Annotated in this window: 23 protein-coding genes; 20 read left to right on the top strand and 3 right to left on the bottom strand. The window is 40.7% G+C overall.

The features are described from left to right. Window positions 1-48 precede the first annotated feature (48 nt). Complete coding sequence (locus ACFI6G_RS09840) at window positions 49-792, bottom strand: helix-turn-helix domain-containing protein (RefSeq protein WP_016789363.1); 744 nt, start codon at window positions 790-792, stop codon at window positions 49-51. Between the two features lie 195 nt (window positions 793-987). Here ACFI6G_RS09840 and ACFI6G_RS09835 point away from each other — a divergent pair, with 195 nt between their 5' ends. From ACFI6G_RS09835 to ACFI6G_RS09750, 18 genes are read left to right on the top strand one after another with little or no spacing between them, the layout of a single operon-like run. Next, complete coding sequence (locus ACFI6G_RS09835) at window positions 988-1,176, top strand: Flp family type IVb pilin (protein ID WP_010436241.1); 189 nt, start codon at window positions 988-990, stop codon at window positions 1,174-1,176. Between the two features lie 6 nt (window positions 1,177-1,182). Next, entirely contained in the window at window positions 1,183-1,335 is a 153-nt protein-coding gene (locus ACFI6G_RS09830; RefSeq protein ID WP_139130251.1) for an LITAF-like zinc ribbon domain-containing protein, read from the top strand. Window positions 1,336-1,344: 9 nt separating this feature from the next. Further along, window positions 1,345-1,875 (top strand): A24 family peptidase, encoded by a 531-nt coding sequence (locus ACFI6G_RS09825; protein ID WP_010436242.1) that lies wholly within the window; start codon window positions 1,345-1,347, stop codon window positions 1,873-1,875. 37 nt (window positions 1,876-1,912) lie between these two features. Next, window positions 1,913-3,262 (top strand): P-loop NTPase family protein, encoded by a 1,350-nt coding sequence (locus ACFI6G_RS09820; RefSeq protein WP_462710261.1) that lies wholly within the window; start codon window positions 1,913-1,915, stop codon window positions 3,260-3,262. Beyond that, window positions 3,255-4,004, top strand: coding sequence for a Flp pilus assembly protein CpaB (gene cpaB, locus ACFI6G_RS09815; protein ID WP_010436244.1), 750 nt, complete (start codon window positions 3,255-3,257; stop codon window positions 4,002-4,004). Before ACFI6G_RS09820 ends, cpaB begins: the two co-directional genes overlap by 8 nt. Before the next feature lie 8 nt (window positions 4,005-4,012). Continuing rightward, window positions 4,013-5,467 (top strand): type II and III secretion system protein family protein, encoded by a 1,455-nt coding sequence (locus ACFI6G_RS09810; protein ID WP_010436245.1) that lies wholly within the window; start codon window positions 4,013-4,015, stop codon window positions 5,465-5,467. Then, window positions 5,457-5,726, top strand: a complete 270-nt coding sequence (locus ACFI6G_RS09805) for a hypothetical protein (RefSeq protein WP_010436246.1) — start codon at window positions 5,457-5,459, stop codon at window positions 5,724-5,726. Before ACFI6G_RS09810 ends, ACFI6G_RS09805 begins: the two co-directional genes overlap by 11 nt. A gap of 16 nt (window positions 5,727-5,742) precedes the next feature. Further along, window positions 5,743-7,011, top strand: a complete 1,269-nt coding sequence (locus ACFI6G_RS09800; RefSeq protein ID WP_010436247.1) for a Tad domain-containing protein — start codon at window positions 5,743-5,745, stop codon at window positions 7,009-7,011. 2 nt (window positions 7,012-7,013) lie between these two features. Beyond that, window positions 7,014-7,442, top strand: a complete 429-nt coding sequence (locus tag ACFI6G_RS09795) for a TadE/TadG family type IV pilus assembly protein (protein WP_010436248.1) — start codon at window positions 7,014-7,016, stop codon at window positions 7,440-7,442. Next, the gene (locus ACFI6G_RS09790; protein ID WP_010436249.1) at window positions 7,442-7,933 is read left to right on the top strand and encodes a TadE/TadG family type IV pilus assembly protein; all 492 of its coding nucleotides are present in this window, start codon (window positions 7,442-7,444) and stop codon (window positions 7,931-7,933) included. The genes ACFI6G_RS09795 and ACFI6G_RS09790 overlap by 1 nt, the downstream gene beginning before the upstream one ends. A gap of 23 nt (window positions 7,934-7,956) precedes the next feature. Beyond that, entirely contained in the window at window positions 7,957-9,171 is a 1,215-nt protein-coding gene (locus ACFI6G_RS09785; protein WP_010436251.1) for an AAA family ATPase, read from the top strand. A gap of 33 nt (window positions 9,172-9,204) precedes the next feature. Next, the gene (locus ACFI6G_RS09780; RefSeq protein ID WP_010436252.1) at window positions 9,205-10,656 is read left to right on the top strand and encodes a CpaF family protein; all 1,452 of its coding nucleotides are present in this window, start codon (window positions 9,205-9,207) and stop codon (window positions 10,654-10,656) included. Between the two features lie 9 nt (window positions 10,657-10,665). Beyond that, the gene (locus ACFI6G_RS09775; protein WP_010436253.1) at window positions 10,666-11,631 is read left to right on the top strand and encodes a type II secretion system F family protein; all 966 of its coding nucleotides are present in this window, start codon (window positions 10,666-10,668) and stop codon (window positions 11,629-11,631) included. Window positions 11,632-11,634: 3 nt separating this feature from the next. Further along, a complete protein-coding gene (locus ACFI6G_RS09770) occupies window positions 11,635-12,606 on the top strand; it encodes a type II secretion system F family protein (protein WP_016767627.1) in 972 nt (323 codons plus the stop codon). Further along, window positions 12,603-13,607: a tetratricopeptide repeat protein gene (locus ACFI6G_RS09765; RefSeq protein WP_462710260.1), complete on the top strand. Its 1,005-nt coding sequence runs from the start codon at window positions 12,603-12,605 to the stop codon at window positions 13,605-13,607. Before ACFI6G_RS09770 ends, ACFI6G_RS09765 begins: the two co-directional genes overlap by 4 nt. A 33-nt stretch (window positions 13,608-13,640) precedes the next feature. Next, window positions 13,641-15,404, top strand: coding sequence for a hypothetical protein (locus tag ACFI6G_RS09760; RefSeq protein ID WP_462710259.1), 1,764 nt, complete (start codon window positions 13,641-13,643; stop codon window positions 15,402-15,404). Beyond that, window positions 15,401-16,330: a glycosyltransferase family 2 protein gene (locus ACFI6G_RS09755; RefSeq protein ID WP_010436260.1), complete on the top strand. Its 930-nt coding sequence runs from the start codon at window positions 15,401-15,403 to the stop codon at window positions 16,328-16,330. Before ACFI6G_RS09760 ends, ACFI6G_RS09755 begins: the two co-directional genes overlap by 4 nt. Before the next feature lie 9 nt (window positions 16,331-16,339). Next, window positions 16,340-17,059, top strand: a complete 720-nt coding sequence (locus ACFI6G_RS09750; protein WP_010436262.1) for a class I SAM-dependent methyltransferase — start codon at window positions 16,340-16,342, stop codon at window positions 17,057-17,059. 41 nt (window positions 17,060-17,100) lie between these two features. On the opposite strand, the gene chrA is transcribed toward ACFI6G_RS09750, so the two are convergent. After that, window positions 17,101-18,243: a chromate efflux transporter gene (gene chrA, locus ACFI6G_RS09745; RefSeq protein ID WP_016789368.1), complete on the bottom strand. Its 1,143-nt coding sequence runs from the start codon at window positions 18,241-18,243 to the stop codon at window positions 17,101-17,103. Window positions 18,244-18,344: 101 nt separating this feature from the next. Between chrA and ACFI6G_RS09740 the strand changes: the two genes are divergently transcribed. Next, window positions 18,345-19,259 carry a LysR family transcriptional regulator gene (locus tag ACFI6G_RS09740; RefSeq protein ID WP_016798322.1) on the top strand — a complete coding sequence of 305 codons (915 nt, stop codon included), beginning with the start codon at window positions 18,345-18,347 and terminating at the stop codon, window positions 19,257-19,259. A 243-nt stretch (window positions 19,260-19,502) separates the two neighbouring features. Here the strand turns inward: ACFI6G_RS09740 and ACFI6G_RS09735 are convergent, their stop codons facing one another. After that, window positions 19,503-20,570 (bottom strand): LacI family DNA-binding transcriptional regulator, encoded by a 1,068-nt coding sequence (locus ACFI6G_RS09735; RefSeq protein ID WP_010436267.1) that lies wholly within the window; start codon window positions 20,568-20,570, stop codon window positions 19,503-19,505. A 248-nt stretch (window positions 20,571-20,818) separates the two neighbouring features. On the opposite strand from ACFI6G_RS09735, the gene ACFI6G_RS09730 reads away from it, so the two are divergent. Further along, window positions 20,819-22,921, top strand: a complete 2,103-nt coding sequence (locus tag ACFI6G_RS09730) for an alpha-galactosidase (RefSeq protein ID WP_016789369.1) — start codon at window positions 20,819-20,821, stop codon at window positions 22,919-22,921. Window positions 22,922-22,991 lie beyond the last annotated feature (70 nt).

Genomic DNA, 22,991 nt, shown 5'->3' with positions numbered 1-22,991 from the left:
TTAAAATCATGTTAAATGTACCATGATTTTTTCTTTTAGGGAGTAAAATTAGCGTTTTATGTTATCCATGCAGGCACGCCTATAGCTCGCAGGTGTCACACCTGTTCTTTTCTTAAAGATTCTTGAGAAATACGAGACATCTTTGTATCCACATTGATAAGCGATAACGGCTATTTTTGATTCGGTATCTGCCTCAATCAATTTTTTTGCTAGTAGGATTCGTTTATCGCACACGAAGTCCCTAAAGCTTACTCCAAAGTGTAGATGAAACTTTTTAGAAAAGTAGGTCGTTGAACAGTGACATTTTTCTGCAATTTCTTTTTCTCTGATCTCTTTGTTTATGTTGTCCATAACAAAGTTGACGACTTCTGAAGTAAACAGTTTGGCTGGCAGTTGATTGTTGTTGTTCATGTCCCTGTCGAGATCGAAATGGGTCTCGAAGATATGTTGCGTTTTGTGCTTAAGTTGCTCAAAGGTACTGGTCAGATGATTACTGTTTGTTTCAATAATGAAAAATATATTCTTATGATTTCGAACGATATTAGGTAAAGCGTCTGAGCAAATAATAACGATTCGTTTGTTTAGGTTTTCACAAATAGATAGGGCCATTGTAAGTAATTGAAGTTTATCCGTTCTGTTTAGTATAAAGAATACTAACCTGACCTCTAAGTTACTGATTATAGATATATCTTGTCCAAAATTGTCAATAGAGAAGTAATGACTGATTTTTTTTATAATAATGGAATTGAACTCACTATCTCTATCCGATAATAAAGGTGTTATTGATTTCATATAAATATCAACTCTATTTCATATTTAAATTTTAATTTTATAAAACGATAAATTTCTATGCATATAAAATAGATTAGAAGTACCACAAAAAAGTGCAAGTAAATGGCAAAAAAATCCTAACCTAATATATAACTCACCTCTAGATTTAGTTTACAGGTAAACAAAGCCTGATATGTAAATCAAGGAGAGGTTCTCATGGATAAGTTTTTGAATAATTGTAAAGAATTCATGAAAGATGAAGAAGGGTTGACTGTTATCGAGTACGTAATCGGAGCAGCATTATTGGTATTAGGCTTAACAACGGTATTTTCAGGTTTAGGAAACACATTGTCGACCAAACTGAATGCTATTGTAGCCAATGTTGGTACGACTACTGGTGGTTAATACCTCATGAATAGAAAAATAGTGAGACAACAGAGAGGATTAACGACGGTCGAGTATGTGATCGGTGCGGCCTCACTTGTTATCTTTATCGCGTTAGTTTTTTTTGGAATGTCGTCAGCTTTGTTGAGTAAATTCCAAAGTATAATATCGAGTGTGTAAATATACTATATGATTAATGAGCCTTCTGTTTTTTGGGCGTTGTTAATTGCAGTTTCGGTATACGATGTTGATAAGCATCGTATACCAAACAAAATATTGATTATGTTTATATTTGTATATTTACTATCAATGTTTAACAGCAATTACACTTTAGATGTTTTTCTAATGTCACTATCTGGAGCCGTTGTGTTTTTCGGTGCCGGTTTGCTTCTTTATTTTTTTAGAGCGATGTCTGCAGGGGATGTGAAGTTATTAGGTATTGTAGGGATGTATCTTGGGTGGGGACAGTTACTGGATGCTTCATACTTTATTTTGGTTTCTTCTGGAGTTATAGGCGCTTTCTATCTGCTATATAACTTTTCTAATTCGAGCAGTCTTAGTATCAAAGGTTATTTTGAAAATAAGCTAATAGTGCTTGGTGGTGCTGCACCTGTCGTAGACAAAACTGCTGGCTTGCATATTCGATACTCAAATAAAGTGACGATGCCTTTTGCACCATCTGTTGTCATAGGGTTAGCGATGTATAGCTACTTTACTTGAATCTGTTGTTGGTTCGCTTCATGGAGAGGAATAATATATGGATATTATAGGGCATACTGATCCAACAACTTTGAAGCCTCAAATTTCAGCCCCAATCGTTCCTACATCTATTGATATGTTGGGTGTTCCTGAAGTCGTAATTGAAAATCTCGTACTTAAACATTTATCTGCTTATCCTAAATCGGATGTTTTAGATCTATCTAATTATTTGTGTGTTGTTACTCATATTGTGGAAAGTGCTTTAGCTGTTTTGCGGAAAAAGTCATTAATAGAGGTGTTTCAACCGACTTCGGACATTTCTTTTGCGTCAGTCTCACATAGCCATGTTCGCTATTCTCTTTCTGACAAAGGGCTTGAGGAAGCAGATTTATCTTTCAAACGGGATGCCTATTTAGGTCCCGCACCGGTTTCGCTTACCCAATATACAGAGGTAGTAAAACAACAAGATCTGAGAGCTGAGTTGGTAACTAGACCGCATGTTGAAGTGGCATTAAGCGATGTTTATGGTGTAGATAAGATGATTTCAGTGCTAGGGCCTGCAATAAATTCTGGGCGTGCTTTGTTGTTATATGGGCATGCCGGAACCGGAAAAACATTTGTCGCGAGCCGGATTGTGAACGCTTTACGTACATCTGTTTTTATACCTTACGCGGTCTATGCTCTAGGTAACATTATTAAAGTGTTCTCTGCACAGCATCATAAGCCGCTGGATAGTAATGGTAGTGATAAAGTTATCTCTCTTAAAGATCAATATGATAAACGTTGGCTTAATTGTGAAAGGCCAAATATTCAGGTTGGGGGAGAGCTCACCATGGATATGCTTGAGGTCAATCACTCGGAGAATAGTCGCGTTTGGTTAGCACCTGTACAGATGATGGCAAACAATGGGATTTTTGTGATTGATGACCTTGGTCGTCAGCCTATGCCCGTTGATACTTTGCTTAATCGTTGGATTGTACCTATGGAATACTCTTTCGATTATTTATCTCTACCTAACGGTCAGCAAATAACGATGCCGTTTGTGCTAACGCTAGCCTTTTCTACCAACTTAAATCCCGAAAAAATAAGCGACCCTGCATTCTTACGTCGTTTAGGTTACAAAATTCAATTCAAGCCTCTGAATCAGAGAGATTATGAAGCTTTATGGATGAGCATCGTTTCTGAAAAAGAGGTTGCGCTTCAAGATGGATTCTTTGAGCGTTTGTCCCAAATGCACACGCTTTACAAAATCCCACTTTTTCCTTGTTTACCGAAAGATCTCGTTGGTATCAGCAAAGACATTCTTTCGTTCGAACAACTCCCGCCTGTGATTACCTTCGATATTCTTTCTATGGCATGGAAAGTCTATTTTACCTCTGATGGACCCGAGGACGAAAATAATGAATAAGAGTCAAGTTTTCCTACTGTTTTTATTGTCCGTAGTATTTGGTTTAGCTGCTGTATTTTTTGCTAAACAGTGGATGGACAACCAAGTTAAGCCAACCGTTGAAGTTGAAACTGTGGAGCGTCATCCGATTGTGGTTGCGTCCCAAGAAATCGAAGCCGGAACGGTTATTGAAGAGCAATTTTTAAACACTAAGCTCATGGAAGTCGATTGGATTAATGAAAACAACTATTCCGATGCTACTGAGCTGGTAGGTAAGGTCGTCGCCAATACGATTTATGCTGGAGAAATACTTCATAGAATGCGTTTTACTGTCCCTGGTGAGGGCTCTACGTTAGCTGCGTTAATCCCTGAAAATAAGCGAGCTGTGACCATTCGAGTTGATGATGTTATTGGTGTTGCGGGTTTCCTATTGCCAGGGAACAAGGTTGATATCCTAAATACCGTTTCTTATAGCAAAAATTCAGCATCTACCCAAACTGTACTCAAGGATATCAAAGTACTTGCGGTAGACCAAACGGCAAAAACAAAAGAAAACAGCCCTATTATTGTGCGAGCCGTAACGTTAGAGGTCTCCCCAAAAGACGCCGAGAAATTACTAACTGCAAAGAGTAAAGGCAGCATTCAGCTTACATTGAGAAATCCTCACGAAATTGAGAAGAAGGTTGTTCGTCGATACGTACCTAGACCTAGCGTAACTATCATTAAAGGTACACAAGCATCTAGCGTTCGCGTCAAGGATTGAGGTGATATATGAAAATAATAATAACGTGTATTTTGAGCCTAGTTTGTTTTTCTACACTGAGCTTTGCTGCTCTTCAAACTGGAAAAACCGTAACGGTTCCTCATCATAAATCGGCACACGTGGTTCTATCAGGGAAAGCCAGCAAAGTATCGCTTGGTGATCCTGATGTTCTGGACATTGTGATGTTGAAATCCAATGAGCTGTTTTTAATCGGGAAGAAGTTGGGTGCTACCAACTTAATGGCATGGGATTCAAGAGGTCAGTTGATCGAATCTATTGATATCGAGGTCACTCACGATCTCAACAGCCTAAAAGCGAAATTATATGAGTTTCTTCCTGATGAAACTATTGAGGTGCACAGCGCACAGAATCGTTTGTTGTTGAGTGGTCAGGTTAGTAATCAACAGCAAATGAATGTTGCGATGAGAATTGCCGAAACGTATTCCTCAGGTCAAAGTGCTGATGAATCAAAGGAAAGTGGTAGCGAGCAAGTTGCTACAACGGGTGTTATTAATTTGATGTCGATAGGTGGCGCGCAACAAGTTATGTTGGAAGTTACGGTGGCAGAGGTTCAAAGAAGCTTAGTGAGAAAATTCGATGCGAACTTTCATTTCTTTCAAACGAGTGGGTCGAATTTTTCTTGGGGTGCCTCTTCAGTTCCAGCAGGAGTGATAGGAGCAACGCCTATTTTTGATATTCCTATTTCAACCGATTACGGCATTTTGGGGTCGTTTATTGATAGTAATACTTTGTTTACCTTTGCATTGGATGTAGCCAAACAAAATGGTGTTGCCAAGGTCTTGGCTGAACCGAATCTAACCGCATTAAGTGGATCAAAGGCCGAGTTTTTAGCTGGGGGGGAGTTTCCGATTCCCGTCCCAGATGACGATGGTATTACGATTGAATACAAAGAATATGGTGTAGGGTTGAAATTTATACCGACAGTGCTCAGCGACAAGAAAATAAACCTTAACCTAGCTGTCGATGTAAGTGAAATTGCGAATAGTAGTTCGTTAACCATTGACCCAGGCACGACAAATGCTACTTATTTTATTCCTCCGATAACTCGAAGAAGTGCGTCGTCGACGCTTGAGTTAGCCGACGGTCAGACTATCGGTATTGCTGGTTTGCTCAGTGAAAATGTCAGAGATATCAGTAATAAAATGCCGGGTATTGGTGATGTCCCTATATTAGGTCAGCTCTTTAATAGTCAAGAGTATGTGTCTGGAGAAACTGAGTTAGTTATTTTGGTGACCCCAAGACTCGCCAAGCCAATCGATCGAAGCAAAGTGACCTTACCAACTGATGCTTTTGTTAATCCGAATGACTTGGAATATTACTTGTTAGGTAGGAGTGCTTACATTGCAGAGCCATCTGGTTCTGACTCAGGCGAATCTCAAGCATCACAAGATATCCCTTCGACAGATGGTGGTAGCGAAGGCTCATTTGGGCATGATTTATAAGGAGATAGATATGATTAGAACAATGATGGTCTTTCTCGTAATGGTATTAGTTGGCTGTGCGAATGATGTTCGATTGGGGCATTCGGTAGCGCTGGTGAAAACAGAACAAACGTATAACCCTAATGCGACCCAAGAGAACTTACTCGTAGTACCTGACGGTACAGGGGAGCGGATGCAGACTGGTTACGACAGATATGTAGGCAGAGGTGAAAGCGATCTGTCAGGAAGTAGTAGCCAGATCTTAGAAGAGTTTAATTAAATCTGGAGGTACTCACATGTTGTATCGAGTATCACAAAGCCCTAAAAAACAGAAAGGTTTAGTCGTGATAATGATTACTGCTGCCTTGTTAGTTTTCTTAGCGGTGTCAGCGTTAGCTGTCGATATAAACCATATGGTTGTGAATAAAACACGCTTACAAAATGCAGTTGATTCTGCAGCGTTGGCTGCCGCAACCATATTAGACAACAGCAAAGATAAAGATGCTGTCGACGCGGAAATAGGTACGGCACTGAATGCCATGGCGACATCAACGGGAAATCATGAATTTGATTTTAGTACGGCATCTATAAGTATTGATTATTCAAATGATCCTCAAGACTTTACTGGGACTGCCACTTTTGGTGCTGATGATGATGTCTATGTTCGGGTTCGAGTGGATTCATTGGATATGGATGAGTTCTTTATACAGATGTTTGGTTTAGAGAAATCTGTCTCGGCGAGTGCCGTTGCTGGACCAAGTTCAGGATTTCGTGTTGTAAATAATGTTGTGCCGATTGGTGTTTGTATTGGTGATGGTACGTCTGATAACGATATTGATCCAGAAGATGGATTTCATGATGAAACTGGTGCAGCTATAACGAGTGTATTTGGTTATGAAGTTGGGACCGTTCATGCATTAAAAGTGGGAGATAAAAATCTATCTGAAATGGGAAATGGTAACTATCACTTATTAGATTTTGGTTCAGGTGGTAAAGCGGTAAAAGAAGGGTTGGGCGGAAACTATAGTTACCCAGTCGAAATCGGTGAAGATATCACGACGAAGCCCGGTGGCACGGTTGGCCCTACTGGCGATGGTTTGAATACTCGTTTTGGTGATTATGGTGGTGGTTTGTCAGCATCCGATTACCCTTCTGATTATGTGACCACAGAACCAACTGATGAAATAACGATTGATGCCAATACTGGTGAGATCGATTCTGATGGCAGTTATACCTTTGCTCAATATGAATCAGATACAAATACATGCATTGCGAATAACGGTTCGGGATGTGCTTCCAATGGTGTGGCTTGGCGCCGTATTCTACCGATACCAATGGTTGATTGCTCTGGAAAAAGTGGTGGTACGACCGACTTTACAGTGAGCAAAATTGGCTGTTTCTTTTTATTGCAAAAAGCACCAACCAATAACTCGGGAACACCAGCCGTTTTTGGTGAGTTTATACATTCTTGCAGTGTTACGAGCGGATCAGGTAGTACAGAGTCAACTACAGAAGGGGCTTACAAAATTGTTTTGTACAAAGACCCTAACAGTGGAGAGTCCTGATTATGAAATTTTTTAATAAATCTAATCGCGGTTTTGCTGCCATTGAGATGGTCATTGCGACACCTGTACTGTTGTTTTTTCTGATCTTAGTGCTTGAGTTCGGCAATATTCTGATTCATTACAATGTTATCTCAAAGTCTGTGCAAAATGGTGCTCGTTACGCCGTTAGTGAAGTTTACGGAACTATAGGTGGAACGATCGCGCCAACGTCAGAAATACAAAATGTGGTGGTTTACGGTCAGAACAGCATAGGCACAGCACTGTTATCTACTTTAACAACAGCTGACGTAACTATTAGTCCACCTTCAGGTGATAGTTACGTGCGGGTGAGTGTTACGTATGACTACATACCGCAGTTTTTATCTATCCCTTTTTCTTCAGCAAGTTTTTCTATTCCGCTGAGCGTCACTTCGGTGATGAGGGTGCTGTGATGAAAAAATTTAAAACAGGAATAAAAGGGATTGCCATTATTGAATTTACAATCGTCTCATGGTTTGTTTTTTTATTGGTGTTTCTCATTTTAGCGCTAGGGGCCTATGTATTTTCGTTGCAAATGGTCAGTGAAGCGACGAGGAAAGCCGCAAGGCTAGCAACTGTTTGCTATGTTGAAGATAGAGATAATATTGCAGGAATGGTTGTGGCTGAACTGCCGCTTATTGGATTTACTAATGCAAATCTAGAAGTTGCTTATTTAGATATTAATGGCAGTGAAATTTCGTCCGGTTACGATACTAATCCAGGGTTTAGCAACATTAAATTTGTTCGTGCTCGGGCTACGGGGTATGGAATTCAACTTATTGATAATTTAAGTTTTTTAGGTGCAGGTGGCTATTTGGCCGCTCCCTCATTTGAAACAATATTACCCGCTGAAAGTTTGGGTGTGGTTAGGGCTGACTCTGAAAAAAGGAATCGGTGTCCATAGTTATTTATTACGGGAGTAGCGGTATGGGGGAAGCGGTTAAAATAACGCCTAATGAGAACGATATTACGCGTTTAAGAACAAACCTTAAGGTTTGGTTAATTTACAGTACTGATGGTTTTCATTCACATATGAGCCAAGAGCTGCATAAATGTCGAAATGTGCACGTGACGTCATTTTCTCTAGCAGCAATGGGAGAGGAGTACTTGAAAAGTGCAGACGTTCCTGAGCTTATTTTTGTCGAAGCTCATGGGAATTGGGCTCAAAAGATGGTGGAGCTTCAGGGGTATGATTTATCACTAGAAGACAAGGATTTGTCATTAGTGGTGCTTGGTGATGAAAGCGATAATGGTTCTTTGAAAATCGCTTTGCGTTTAGGGGCTTCAGACTTTTTATCTCATAACGTGACTCTCTCGGATTTGCTCCCTTTATTGAAAAAAACGGCTTCTGAAAAACTCGAAAATTCGAGCTACGGTGAATTCATCCTATTTCTGAATACTAAGGGAGGGATGGGGGCAACGACCCTAGCGTTGAATACTGCTATTGAAATGGCCAGTCAGCATCCAGGTGAAGTTCTTTTGCTCGACATCGACCTTCAATTTGGCGTGATACCCGATTATTTAAATATTGTGCCTACTTATAGTGTTTCTGATGCAATTAATAGTTCGAATGACTTGGATGAAATGTCTTTGGGAGCGTTAGTAAATAAACACGAATCTGGTCTACATATTCTAAGCTTTAAACATGAAAACAACGCGGATGACTTTGAACAAGCACAGAAAATAGGTCGATTGCTTCCGATACTACGTCGTTTTTACCCTTATGTGATCATCGATCTTTCTCGAGGTTTAGATCATGTGTTTGCATCAGCAATATCACCAGCAACCAAAGTACTGTTGGTTTTGCAGCAAAGCTTAGTATCAGTAAAAAATACCAGCAGGTTAATTAAGTCTCTGAAATTTGAATATGGCCTACAAGGCGATTCAATCGAAGTCATTATCAACCGGTATGAAAAGCGACATTCAATCAAGTTAAAAGACATTGAACAAGCGGTAGGCAAACATGACATACACCTTATGCCTAATGATTTTAAAGTGGCGTTAGAGAGTGCCAATCTAGGCCAACCGTTAGTTCAATCGAGAAAGAAAAGCTCTATTACTCGCTCTATCATCGACTTGTCTCACATTCTTTCACCACCAGAGCAAGAAGAAAAAGGGTGGTTGAAAAAGTTGTTTTCATAACACGTTGATAAAAAGTAAACACGAGGGATTGTGATGTTTTTTAAACGAAAAAATGTAAACCCAGAGTTTGAAAAAAAAGTAGAACAGGTTTCGCATGATTCCGAAGGTGTCAATTCTGTTGAGCATTTATCTAGTGTTGATGTGTCTAACCAAACTCAAAAATCAAATGCGAATGTAGAGAAAGAAAAAGCCATTGATGAAGCTCGGAAAGTATTGGAGCACGAGCTTTCTATAAAGCACTTCTTTCACAAACAACTTCTTGAAACCTTAGATCTTGGCTTGTTATCGAGTTTGGAGAAAGAGCGAGCGAAGGTAGATCTGCATGAGGCTATTGTGCAATTAATGGCTGAGGACGGTAGCCATGCTCTAAGTGCTGAAGGACGAAAAAGAGTCATTAAGCAGATTGAGGATGAGGTCTTTGGTCTTGGTCCATTAGAGCCACTGCTAGCCGACCAAACTGTATCTGATATATTGGTAAACGGACCTAAAAGTGTTTATGTGGAACGTCGAGGTAAGCTAGAAAAAACGCCTTATACGTTTCTTGATGATCGCCATTTAAGAAATATCATCGACAGAATCGTAAGCCAAGTTGGACGCCGCATAGATGAAGCATCACCTATGGTAGATGCTCGACTTATCGATGGTTCTAGGGTAAATGCGATTATCCCCCCTTTAGCACTTGATGGCCCTTCTGTGTCAATCCGTCGTTTTGCTGTTGATCGTTTGACGATGGATAATTTAATTGGCTATGACTCAGTTTCTCCCCAAATGGCCAAGTTCGTCGAGGCGGCGGTCAAGGGAGAGTTGAATATACTTATTTCGGGTGGGACCGGCTCAGGAAAAACCACAACACTCAATATCTTTTCTGGGTTCATTCCACGTGATCAGCGCATTATTACCATTGAAGACTCTGCGGAATTACAACTTCAACAGCCACATGTTATTCGTTTAGAGACCCGCCCTGCTAACTTAGAAGGGAAGGGAGAAATCAGTCAACGTGAATTGGTCAAAAACACCTTACGTATGCGTCCTGATCGAATCGTGGTTGGGGAAGTACGTGGTAGTGAAGCGGTGGATATGTTAGCTGCTATGAACACTGGTCATGATGGCTCACTTGCTACTATTCATGCGAATACTCCTCGTGACGCCTTAAGCCGTGTTGAGAACATGTTTTCAATGGCGGGGTGGAATATATCGACCAAAAACTTAAGAGCTCAAATTGCTTCTGCTATTCATCTTGTCGTTCAAATGGAGCGACAAGAAGATGGTAAGCGCCGTATGGTTAGTATCCAAGAAATCAACGGTATGGAAGGTGAAGTGATTACGATGTCGGAAATTTTCCGTTTTCAACGTAAAGGTATTGACGAAGACGGAAACATTATCGGCTATTTCACTGCTACGGGTGTCGTTCCTCAATACCACGATCAGTTGGTAAAACGTGGTCTCGAACTGCCCTTTGAGCTCTTTACTGAGACTCATAATTAAGGAGGGATTATGGATAATGTAAGTGTTTCATTAGCCCTGTTATTTATCGCAGTACTTTTTATTTCGCAGGCTTTGTTATTACCGGCTGCGGGGAAAAAAGCGAAGCATAAAGAGTTATCTCGTCGCTTGAAAGAGACGCAACGTAATATTGATGAAGAGAGTTTGTCATTACTTAAAGAACATTATAACAAAGACTTATCTCCGATAGACCGCAAGCTGACAATTATCCCTTTCTTTGCTGGATTAAAAAGAATGTTGGAGTTAGCGGGTATGAAGATAACGCTAAGTCGATTCTTGTTTACCGTTTTCCTGTGTGGTGTATTACTCTCACTGATATCGATGATGACAAACCAAGTATGGTTTATTAGCGTTGCAGCCTTCATTTTTGTTTGGGTTATCGCCTATCTATTTGTGCAAAATCGAGTGACCTACAGAATGGCTCGATTTGAAGAACAACTTCCGGAAGCGTTAGATATTATCCGACGGGCATTGCAAGCCGGACAACCACTTGTTCAGTCTTTTAATGAAGTAGGTGAGGAACTGCCTGATCCCATTGGCGTAGAGTTCAAAAACACCTATAACCTGCTTAACTATGGTTATGATTTACGGTTAGCGATTTTGCAGATGGCAGAGCGCGTGCCGACGGTTTCAATGTTAGCTTTTTCTAGTGCGGTGATGCTGCAAAAAGAGACCGGGGGGAATCTGTCAGAGAATCTACAAAAGGTATCCGAAGTACTAAGAGCTCGCTTCAAGTTAGAAAGGAAAATAAAAACACTGTCTGCTGAAAGTCGTTTGTCAGCTTGGATCCTAACGCTATCCCCATTCGGTCTATTTTTTGCCTTAAAGATAGCTAGCCCTGAATATATCGAACCTCTTTATAAAGATCCGCGAGGTGTTTCGATGGTAAGTGTCGGTATTGTGCTTTTAGCGATAGGAGCGTTATGGATTAAAAAGATCATCAGTATAGAGATTTAGCTCATGGAACTATTAAATATTGAAGTATGGAAGCAGATGCTCGCAAGTTTTGGAGTAAGTTCTCAGATGGTCATCTACTTGATGATTCTACTCACAACTGTTTTGCTCACATTAACGATTGGATTCTTGCTTTTAGGCGCTAGCTCCCCTTTGGATAAGAAGCTAAAACAGATATCAGAAGAGAGTGGTACTCATTCAAGAAAACCATATGATTTTTCAAATACGTTAGAGTCACTGAGTCCTTTTATTGGTAAAGGGAATAAAAAGGATAATGAAACCTACTCAGAAAAGTTGATGCACGCTGGGTTCCACGAAAAAAGGGCGTTATCTGTTTTTTACGCGTTGAAAGTCTTATCTAGTTTGATAGGGATTGTCGCTGCTTTTATGGTTTATTACATATCACTAGGTGGTAGTTACAATAATTTACTCATAATGACTTGTGTTTTTCTTGGGACTTTCACACCCAATATTATTCTAAGTAAACTACAAAAAGAACGTCAGAAAAAAATTAGAAATGGCGTACCTGATGCACTTGACCTTCTCGTAGTGTGTACTGAATCTGGACTTGGTTTTAATGCTGCTCTGGGACGTGTGGCGTCAGAGCTTTATGTTTCTCAGCCTGATTTAGCGGATGAGTTAGAGACTGTGTTTGCCAAAATCCAAGCGGGTGTCACTATGCCTGATGCGCTTAGACAGTTTATCGAACGAACCGGTTTAGTAGAATTAGAAGGTTTGGTTTCTTTGCTTTCTCACGCATCGAGAATGGGTGGGAGTTTAGCGCAAACACTCCGTGATTATACGGAAGATTTTAGAGATAAGCGTCAGCAAGCCGCTGAGGAAATCGCGGCAAAAATACCGACTAAAATGTTATTCCCCATGCTGATATTTATTTGGCCTTGCTTTTTCATTGTTGCACTTGGCCCAGGACTATTGATCGTAATGGATGCGCTAAGTGCGCCGGGAGCAAGCTTATGATTTTTAATAATAAATTTCTTATTTTTCTGTTACCCATATTACTGCTTGGGTGCGCCTCTTCTGATGAGCCTACAAACCAGTTTGATGCTGAGCTGTATTCCGGGAAGCCAATAGATACTTTAACGAGTGATGATCCACCTCTTAATGAGAAAGAAGCAATAATGCGTGGTGATATTGCTCTTCGAGATAACAACATAGATTTGGCATTATATGAATATATACGTTCGTTATCTTTTCCAGAAAAAGAATTTCATGATAAAACTTTGTTCACTATTGGCCGAATACATTCGTCTCGAGGTAACTATGCACTGGCCGAGAAAGCCTACCTAGCTGCATTAGATTTTAATCCTGCCCATACAGAAGTATTGGAGCAGTTGGGAGTTTTATATACGAAACAGCGCCGCACAGATGAAGGGCGAAGCTATTTCTTTAAAGCGATCAACTCAGATCAAGTGCGATTAAAAAGCAGTGAAACGATTAAAAACTACCAAGCGTTGAGTCAAAGTGAAGTAACTAGTTTGAAGGTCGATAGTATGTCTCCTGCATTGGCTTATATGGGGGTTGGTGTACTGGAAGATGTTGACGGGAAGCATCAGATTGCACAAGAGTACTTTAAAAAATCACTGACGATAGATAAAAGCTCAGTCAAAGCTTTGTTGAATATGGGCTACTCTCATTACATGTACGGTAATTATAAGGAAGCGTATCAGTACACGCGTTCAGCTTTAGAGTTAGAGCCAAATAATGAAAAAGCTCAGAATAATCTGGCGCTTATTTATTTAGCTTCTGGGGATATTAAGAAGGCAACCAACGTGTTCATGAGGCATATGGATGCACCGGAAGCGTTGAATAATGTTGGATATTTCCTGATATTACAAGGAAAGCCTGATCTGGCGATTCCATATTTACAACAAGCTATCGATAAAAAATCATCTTATTACAAAGTAGCAAATGAAAATTTAAACAGAGCGTTAGCAGAAGTGAGAGAGATGGAACAGTAATGATTTGACTTTGGCTCAATGAAAAGGATATTCATGTTGCCTAGAAATGAGAATTTTAACAAAGATATCGTTGTTATTTCTGCAATTTGGCTAGTTTGCGCCATCGCGATATTTATTTACAAGTGGGAAAGCGTTTCAATATTAAACCTGAATGATAATGACGATTATATGCGTTTTGTTCAGTTTCAAGAGTGGATGAAGAACGGTCATTGGTATCTTGAACCGATGAGTAACTTTAATCCCGCTGATGGTAATATAATCCATTGGTCTCGTTTTCCTGACCTAATGTTATCGCTAGTCGCTTTTCCACTATTACTAGTCGCCGATGATAGTGTTGCGTATACGATTTCAATATCGATTGTTCCATTACTTTATTTACTGATTTTTGCATTGTCATGCTTTTATTTAAGTGAACATTTATTTGGCGACAAATATCGTTTTATTAGCATGATGTTTGCTATCTCCTCCCCTTCAATTATTCACTTCTTACCGGGTTCTATTGATCATCATAATATTCAGCTTATCTTTGCAGCCCTATTTTTAGCTTTAACACCTGTGAATCATAGCCAGGTGAATCATTCATGGCGTGTTTATGCTCAATCAATTATCCTGTCTTTATCGTTGTGGACAGGTTTAGATAATATATTGTTATTTATGATTTTCTTCGCTATTTACACCGTGTATTGCGGTCTTGTACGCCACGAGTGGCTTAGTTATGTTTCTAAGTTGTATGCGAGTTCCGCTTTGTTTGGAATTTTTGCAATTTTATTAAATCGGCCTTACGATGAGTTTTTTGTTTTTAAGTACGACGAAATATCATTTGTTCTCATCATTCTTTTCTTTTGTGGCTGGCTATTTGTAAATGTTTACCATCGAATAATGAATGAAGGTAAGAGCCTATTTCAAAGGGCTTTGTTATTCTTTTTTCTTGCTGTTTTATTTTTAATTCTAGTTGCAGTGCTTTACCCTTCACTCAGTAGTGCTTTATTTATTGATTACTCCCCACTACTAAAATTGTATTGGCTTGACCAAGTTACAGAAGCAAAATCGATCGCTAGATACATCATGAGTCACGGTTTTTTCTCCATAGAGAATTATGCTTTACTCGTTGTTCCAGCCACGTTGTACCCACTTTTTAAGAATAAAAACGACCATTGCACAATTTTGTATCTCATTTTTATGTTTAATCTAGCCCTTGCTATTTTTTGGCAGATTAGGGTTATGAGACTGTGCTTTGTGTTAGCTGCACCTCTTCAAGCATATGTTGTTCTGCAGTTGTCAGGTTACATTCGCTCTTCAATCTTAAAAGCTACAGTTATTTTTTCTGGCGCACCGTTAGCTGTAGCATTTGTCATTCTCGCTTTGTCGCCATCAGAGGAAATTACAACTACTCTTGATGAAGAGAAAGAATCGCTGAATATCTATAAAGTACTAAAAGATAACGATATAAACTCACAAACAATCCTCTCTGGAATAGAAACTGGAGCTCCTGTATTAGCAAAGACAAATAACAGTATTATTGCCGCTCCTTATCATCGAAATATTGTCGGGAATAGGTTTCTTATTGAGGTAATGCTAGAGGAAGATCTCGGGTTAGTTGAAAGGAAAATTATAGATAAAAGCGTAGATATTATTGTTGTTGGCAATGATCCTCATTTGTTGATTCTAAAGGGGGCGGCGGGAGAGGAGGCGTTTATCAATAAATTATACAGCTCAGATACTCCAACTTGGTTGGAGGTTGTACACGACAACATTGAAAGCGGTTATCGAGTCTTTAGAGTTAGGGGGAGTTCATGAAAAACCAAACCATTGCTGTGTTACTCCCGTGCTATAACGAAGCTGGCGCGGTCGGAAAAACGGTCATTTCTTTTCAACAAGCTTTACCTAATTCTACTATTTATGTGTATGACAACAATTCAACTGACAACACGATAGAGGAGGCGATGCAAGCCGGTGCTGTTGTTCGACATGAGTCTCGTCAAGGGAAGGGAGAAGTCGTTAGGCGCATGTTCTCTGATGTTGAGGCTGATATTTACGTGATGGCTGATGGTGATGACACTTACGATGCGTCTATATGTCCGGCTTTGATCGAGCAATTAAATAATGAAAAGCTCGATATGATTATTGGAAGCCGAGAGCGCTCTTCAGGTGCGTATCCTAAAGGACATATATTCGGCAATAAAATGTTCTCTTCACTTATCAATCAGGGATTTAACGCCCAATTAAGTGATGTTTTTTCGGGGTATCGGATTATGAGTCGCCGGTTTGTGAAATCAGTCCCGATTTTTAGTGATGGTTTTCAAATTGAAACCGAACTCACCGTGCATGCATTACATCATAATATGTCCATTAAAGAAGTCTCAACTCAGTACCAATCTAGGCCGGAAGGAACCGCTAGCAAATTGAATACATTGAGTGATGGTCTGAAGATCCTCAACTTTATCTTGTTCTTATTGAGAGATGTTAAGCCGATGTTTTTCTTTGGCGTATTGTCTATGTTGCTTTGTGTCATCTCATTGAGCTTGGGAATTCCCGTTATTTTAGATTTTGTTGATACCGGACTAGTAGAAAGGGTGCCAACTGCGATTTTGTCTAGCTCGATTGCATTAATTTCGGTGATGTCTTTTTTCTGTGGATTGATACTCGACAATGTGTCACGAGGTCGGCGAGAGATGCGAATTCTTTCTATATTAAGATGCAGTAATAACAAACCATTGGAATAGGATTCTGGTATGAGAATAAGCAAGGATGAAGATAACGATTGGCTCGATTATTTATCTCGTTTCAGTGATGAATACGATGAACGAGTTTATGAGCGTAATACCACGGGGTATGTGATGAGGGCAGGTCATATCGCGTGTGAAAGACCATTCGGAGAAGATAAGCATTTCCCCAAAGTATTAGAGGTAGGTTCTGGAACTGGTGAACACTTATTGCATGTTAAACACACCTTCGATGAATACATTGTTAGTGATGGTGATGCATCAGCACTAGAAGTAGCAGATAAGCAACTCAGCCATATCAATTCTTATGACAAACTCACTTTTAACGTAACTAATGCTTGTGAGTTAGATTTTGAAAGTAACAGTTTTGATCGCGTGATCGCAACTCATATATTGGAGCACCTATACGAGCCTCATTTGGTGATCAAAGAGTGGTTAAGAGTGTTAAAACCAGGGGGAACTCTGTCTATTTTGATTCCTACCGATCCAGGAATCGCTTGGAAGATCGGGCGTTATATGACGACAAGAAAACACGGTTTAAAAAAGGGCTGGAATTACGATTACATAATGGCGAGAGAACATGTTAATCCATGTAATAACTTAATTGCCTTTTTAAACTATTACCTTCCTGACAATCAAAACTCGTTTTGGCCGTTGAGTTTTGCCCCCCTTATCGATTGTAATTTATTCTTCAATTTTCATGGAATTAAAATTGTTTCTAAGCATTAGAGTAGGAAGCTAGCAGTTAGCTTCCTACTTCCTGTTTAATATTACAGGCCAGTAGCGGCACCAAATAACATGAATATCCCAACTAAACCTACAATCGGCATCTTCACGGTTTTCAATAGCCAAACACCAACAATGATCAATGCGAAATCTAAGCCACTACTTACTGCGCTGGTGAAGATAGGTTGATACAGGGCTGCAAGTAATAGACCAACAACTGCTGCATTCACACCGGTAAGAGCACCAGCCACCAAAGGTTTACTCGCAATTGCCTGCCAGTTCTTCAGTACACCGAGTAGCAATAAGAAGCCCGGTAAGAACACGGCAATTGTTGCGAGCAGTGCACCTGTAATCGGTGCTGATGGCATTAACACATAACCGAGGTAAGTAGCTAACGTAAACATCGGGCCGGGAACCGCTTGCGCAGCAGCATAGCCTGTTAGGAAGGTATCTTGAGACAGTTGGTCGCCAATACCATTCTGTAGCAACGGAAGAACCACGTGACCGCCACCGAAGACTAAGCTGCCTGCTTGGTAAAATAACCCAAACACTTCGATGCCTTGAGAATATGCACTGAACAGAGGTAAACCAACCAATAGCGCTACAAAAATAACAAGCGGCGTTATGGATATCTTATGTGTCGATGGGACTGTCTTTAACTCTTGTGAAGTCAAAAACGTGCTGCCAATGATAGCTGCAAACAGAAGTACGAAAATTTGCGGCCAGATCCCTGGAATTAACAGCAGGACAATCGCTGTAATCACACACAATGCTGTTGCTATCTTTGATTGGCAAAAGTTTTTATACATGCCGAAAGTGGCGTCAGCTACAACCACAACTGCGAGCAGCTTTAGTCCGTGGATGATTGAGTTGAACAACGGCGCTTCCAATAGTTGGTTGCTCACTAAAGCCAATATCAGCATCAGAATGACCGATGGGGATGTGAAGCCGATAAAAGCAGCTATCGCACCAGTCAAGCCCCCTTTTTTGTAGCCAACCGCAAAGCCAACTTGGCTTGAACCTGGGCCCGGTAGAAACTGACTGAGTGCGACTATTTGCCCGTACTCTTCGTCGGACAACCAATTCAGTTTCTCAACAAATGTTTTACGGAAGTAGCCAATATGCGCCGCTGGTCCACCGAAGCTAATCCAGCCAAGCCAGAAAAAGGTTTTAAAAATTGAAAGCATGATCGATTCCAGATAAATGTTTAGCGTAATTTAGGTGGAGTTAAACTATGATTCAAATTAATTGTTTTAATTATAACTATGAATAATATAGGTTTTGTTTTATGGCTGATTTTAACTGGAAAGGGATCGACCTTAACTTGTTGATTGCATTACAGGCGCTGTATAAAACCAATAGCGTTAGCAAGGCAGCTGAACGTTGTTATGTCAGCCAGTCAGCAATGAGTCATAGTTTACAACGGCTTCGAAAGTTGTTTGATGACCCTTTGTTTGAGCGTGTTGGTAGCAGGATGGAGGCGACCGATCGAGCCATCGAATTATCCAGTACGGTAGAGACTTTACTCAATACCATTCAGTCAGAGGTACTGCTGTCTAAATCATTTGATGCCGCGACTTATAAAGGGACTTGGAAGATTGGTCTCACTGATTATGCTGAGCAGATGTTCGCTCCAATAGTGTTTGACCTTATTAAGCAATCTTCTCCTTACTCCCAAGTCGCGTTGTTCAATGTAAACCGGAGCAACTATCAACAACTTTTTGAAGATGCCAAACTCGACATTGCGATCGGTAGTTTTGGTCAGGTACCAAAGCATTATCGAACAAAGCATTTATACACTGAGGAACATGTTTGCTTGTTTGATAAATCGGTCTTGTCTATTGATTTACCTATGTCTTTAGAGCAATTTGTTTCTGTGGAGCATGCTCTTGTGTCGCCTTCTGGTGATTTAAAAACGGGCGTTGATAGTCGACTGGCAGAAGTGGGTTTTAGTCGACAGGTCGCTATAGCCTCAAGTAATTTTTTAACAGTAAAGCGATTGATTCGTGGGAGAGAATTGTTGTGTATTGTCCCCAAGCTAGTCGCGCGCAGCGAAGAAACTTTGCTGGCGGTGAAACCACCTATTGATGTTCCGGATTTTGATATACAGCTTGTTTATAGAAAGGCTAAACATTTAGATGATAAAAATAAGCGACTTAGAAAATTGATTGTGAATGCGATCTCTTCTGTGATTTCCGAATAGTCTATAGTGCAGGGTAGTCTTCAATTTTATATAAATTAATTTTAGAAAAATCCGATTTATTATAAGAATCCGACTATACTTAATTTACGACTCAAAGCAGTCGTAAAGAATAGGCTTTTTGATTTACCTAAGTAAAAAAATGGTTATATCCTTATGATATAGCTTAAAAAACTACCAGGCTAAACGGACTTAGTTGGTCTTGAAGCGCTAGCTCCCCCTAGCGCTTTTTCTTTTCCCTGACATCTATTCAGGCAGTAAGCTGTGAATTTTACTCAATAGTTGTTCTATCTGTTGTTTTTCATAGTGAGCAGTGACTTTAGATTGGCTACTCTCTCTGTGAATCAGTTGAGTTTCAATATGTTGCTGTAATAGGGCATCTTGTGAGTTCGCGCTGAGCTTCTCTGCAATAACCACAGCTTGTCGACCTATCGTGGTAAAGTCTTGTTTGATTGTGGTGAGTGGCGGGTTAAAAAAAGCGCTGTCTTCGATGCCATCAAAGCCGACGACCGCGACTTTTTCGGGCACTTTGATTTGCAGTTCTTGTAGCGCGCGTAATACTCCTAACGCCATTTGGTCACTTGCGACTAGCACGGCATCAAATCGGGTTTGTTTAGCGACAGCTTCTCGAACGCCAAGATAACCACTTTCTGCTTGCCAGTTTCCTTGATATTGATACTTCACCTTACTATCTGCATCTGATAACGCGGCTAACCAACTTTGATGACGAATCTTTGAGGCGCTGGATTCGTTCGGACCTGTGATCAACAAAAAGTCCGTTCGTCCGCTCTCAAGTAGATGTTGAGCCGCCAGTTTTGCTCCCTCCGCATGGTCACCACAAACATAGTTCACTTGGCTGTTAGAAGGAACATCAATGAAAATGAGGTTGAGGTGTTGATATTGATCCACTAACAATTCTGCATCGGCACTCTTTAAAGGCACATTGAGAATGATGCTGTCGACTTGTTGGGCTATCAGTTCACGAATTGCCTCTCGGGTATTCGCGAGATTGGGCTCGGAAACAACAGAGAAAGCAACGCCATAACTCATATCGTGAGCCTGCATTCGCACACCATTTGCGATCATTGCGGCACCGTGTAAGGCCATATCGAGAGTGACTAAGCCAACGCTGGTGGACTTGGCTCGACTGAGCATTTGAGCTCCTTTATTGGGCACATAGCCAAGTTGCTTTATGGCGGCGTTAACCTTATTGCGGGTGGATTCCGCGACGTCTTGTGAGCCATTGGTTACTCGAGATACTGTTTGGGTGGATACCCCTGCCAGTTTTGCTACGTCTTTAAAGGTGATACTCATCGCTCTACTCATCGAATATTTTAGGGTGAAATAAGCCTACCGAAATTTACCAAACTAAACTCTGCGCACTCTCAAATAAATGTCTTTTAAAACATTAAAAATGTTTCCGTAAACAGTCGATCTTGTGCAAATTTTTCGAATGTTAAAGCCAATTTAAATCACGTTTTTGTCGATTTTAGATACTAATTTGGCGTTATGAGTTCACTATTATTTTTATATTATGTTTACGAAAACAATAGAGATTAGTAATGAACGAATTTATTCACTTAAAGAGTAAAAATCATAGTTTGATCATTAAATCAGGGCGTGTTCCAGAGGTTTTGCATTGGGGAGCAAAGATCGCAAATATTGATGAAGATCTTCTGCTTTCGACAGAGAGACCGATTTCCCAAGCGCGACTGGATGTGGATGTGCCACTTTCTCTTTGCCCTGAGTTGGGCAGTGGACACTTTAACGCTCCGGGCATTGAAGGTCATAGAGAAGGGCTTGATTGGGCACCCGTGTTTAAGACCGTTCGTTACGATGTTCAAGAGCAAGAAGTGAGTTTTTTCCTTGAAGACAAGATTGCTCTATTGGAGCTCCAGGTTGAGATCAAACTGGATTTCGAATCTGACGTCGTCCAAAAGCGTGTAACCGTCACCAATAAAGGCAGTAATAAATACTGCCTGAATAAACTTTCTTCAACGCTGCCATTGCCGAATCATGCTAATGAGCTTATGACGTTCCATGGCCGCTGGTGTCATGAGTTTCAAACGCAACGCCAGCGCTTTGAACACGGTGGCTTCATGCAAGAAAACCGTCGCGGACGTACTTCACATGAAAACTTCCCAGGAATGTTTGCAGGTACGCAAGGTTTCTCAGAGCAAAATGGTTTGGTTTGGGGCTTCCATTTAGGTTGGAGTGGAAACCATCAAATGCGTGCTGATGTCCGCAGTGATGGTCGACGTTTTGTACAAGCAGGAGAGTTATTGCTTGCGGGTGAATCGATTCTAGAACCTGAGAGTACTTACCAAACACCTTGGCTCTATGGCTGTTACAGCAATTCTGGTTTGAACGGTATTGCTCAGCGTTTCCAGCAGTTTGTTCGTGACAATATTATTCAATTCCCTACCGATAAGCCTCGCCCTGTACATTTAAATACTTGGGAGGGGATCTACTTCGACCATAAACCTGAATACATCATGAAGATGGCAACGGAAGCGGGCGTGATGGGCGTTGAACGTTTCATTATTGATGATGGTTGGTTTGTGGGGCGTGATGGTGAACGTACCGCACTTGGCGACTGGTATTTGGATGAGGTGAAATATCCAAATGGCTTAGAGCCTGTGATTGAACATGTAAACCAACAGGGTATGGAGTTTGGCCTTTGGGTTGAACCTGAGATGGTAAGCCAAGATTCTAATCTTTACCTAAATCATCCTGATTGGGTGCTTGGTTTACAAGGGTATCATCAACCATCTGGCCGTTGGCAGTATGTGTTAGACCTACAAAATGAAGCGTGTTTTAACTATTTGTATGAACGCCTCAATGCGCTGCTGACTCGGTACAACATCACTTATTTAAAGTGGGATATGAACCGAGAGTTGGTTCAACCTGGGCATCAAGGTAAGGCTGCGGTGCATGGTCAAACTAAAGCGCTATATCGCCTTGTTGATGAGTTGAATCTAGCGCACCCAGAAGTCGAGATTGAATCTTGTTCTTCGGGCGGCGGCCGTATCGATTTTGAAATTCTAAAACGAACCCATCGTTTCTGGGCATCGGATTGTAATGATGCCTTAGAGCGCCAAGCCATTCAGAAAGGCATGAGTTACTTCTTCCCACCAGAAGTGATGGGGGCGCACATTGGCCCAGCAGAATGCCACTCAACCAACCGTCGTCACAGCATCAATATGCGTGGTGTAACTGCACTCATGGGGCACATGGGTGTTGAGCTTGACCCTGTTAAAGAATCACCGGAAGAGAAACAAGCATTCTCACATTACATTTCACTGCATAAGCAATTTCGTCATGTTTTGCATTCAGGCCGCAGTTTCCGAATGGATCCTTCGGACAAAAATCAGAACATTTATGGCGTTGAAAATGACGATGAAATGCTGATTACCGTGTGCCAATTAGCGATGCCTGAATATGCTCTGCCTTCTCCACTTCGTATTAGCTGTGTGGAAGATAACGCGATGTATCAAGTGAAGTTAGTGGACATGCCAAAAACCAGTTTCCAGTTGATGAAACAACGCCCTCAATGGCTCGACAAAACGTTAACCCTGAGTGGCGATAACCTCAAGGAGATTGGATTGACCTTACCGATTCTAGACCCAGAGTCAGCCTTGATTGTTCATCTGAAAAAGATATGAAGCGCTAACTCTGAGTCCCCTACAAATAAAATTCTAAATATAAAAATATAATCGGCAGCGAGGAATTGCT

It is taken from the genome of Vibrio sp. PSi01, from assembly GCF_054960695.1.
The sequence above is the reverse complement of the archived record's forward strand: the minus strand, read 5'-3'. Positions and strand labels throughout refer to the sequence as shown.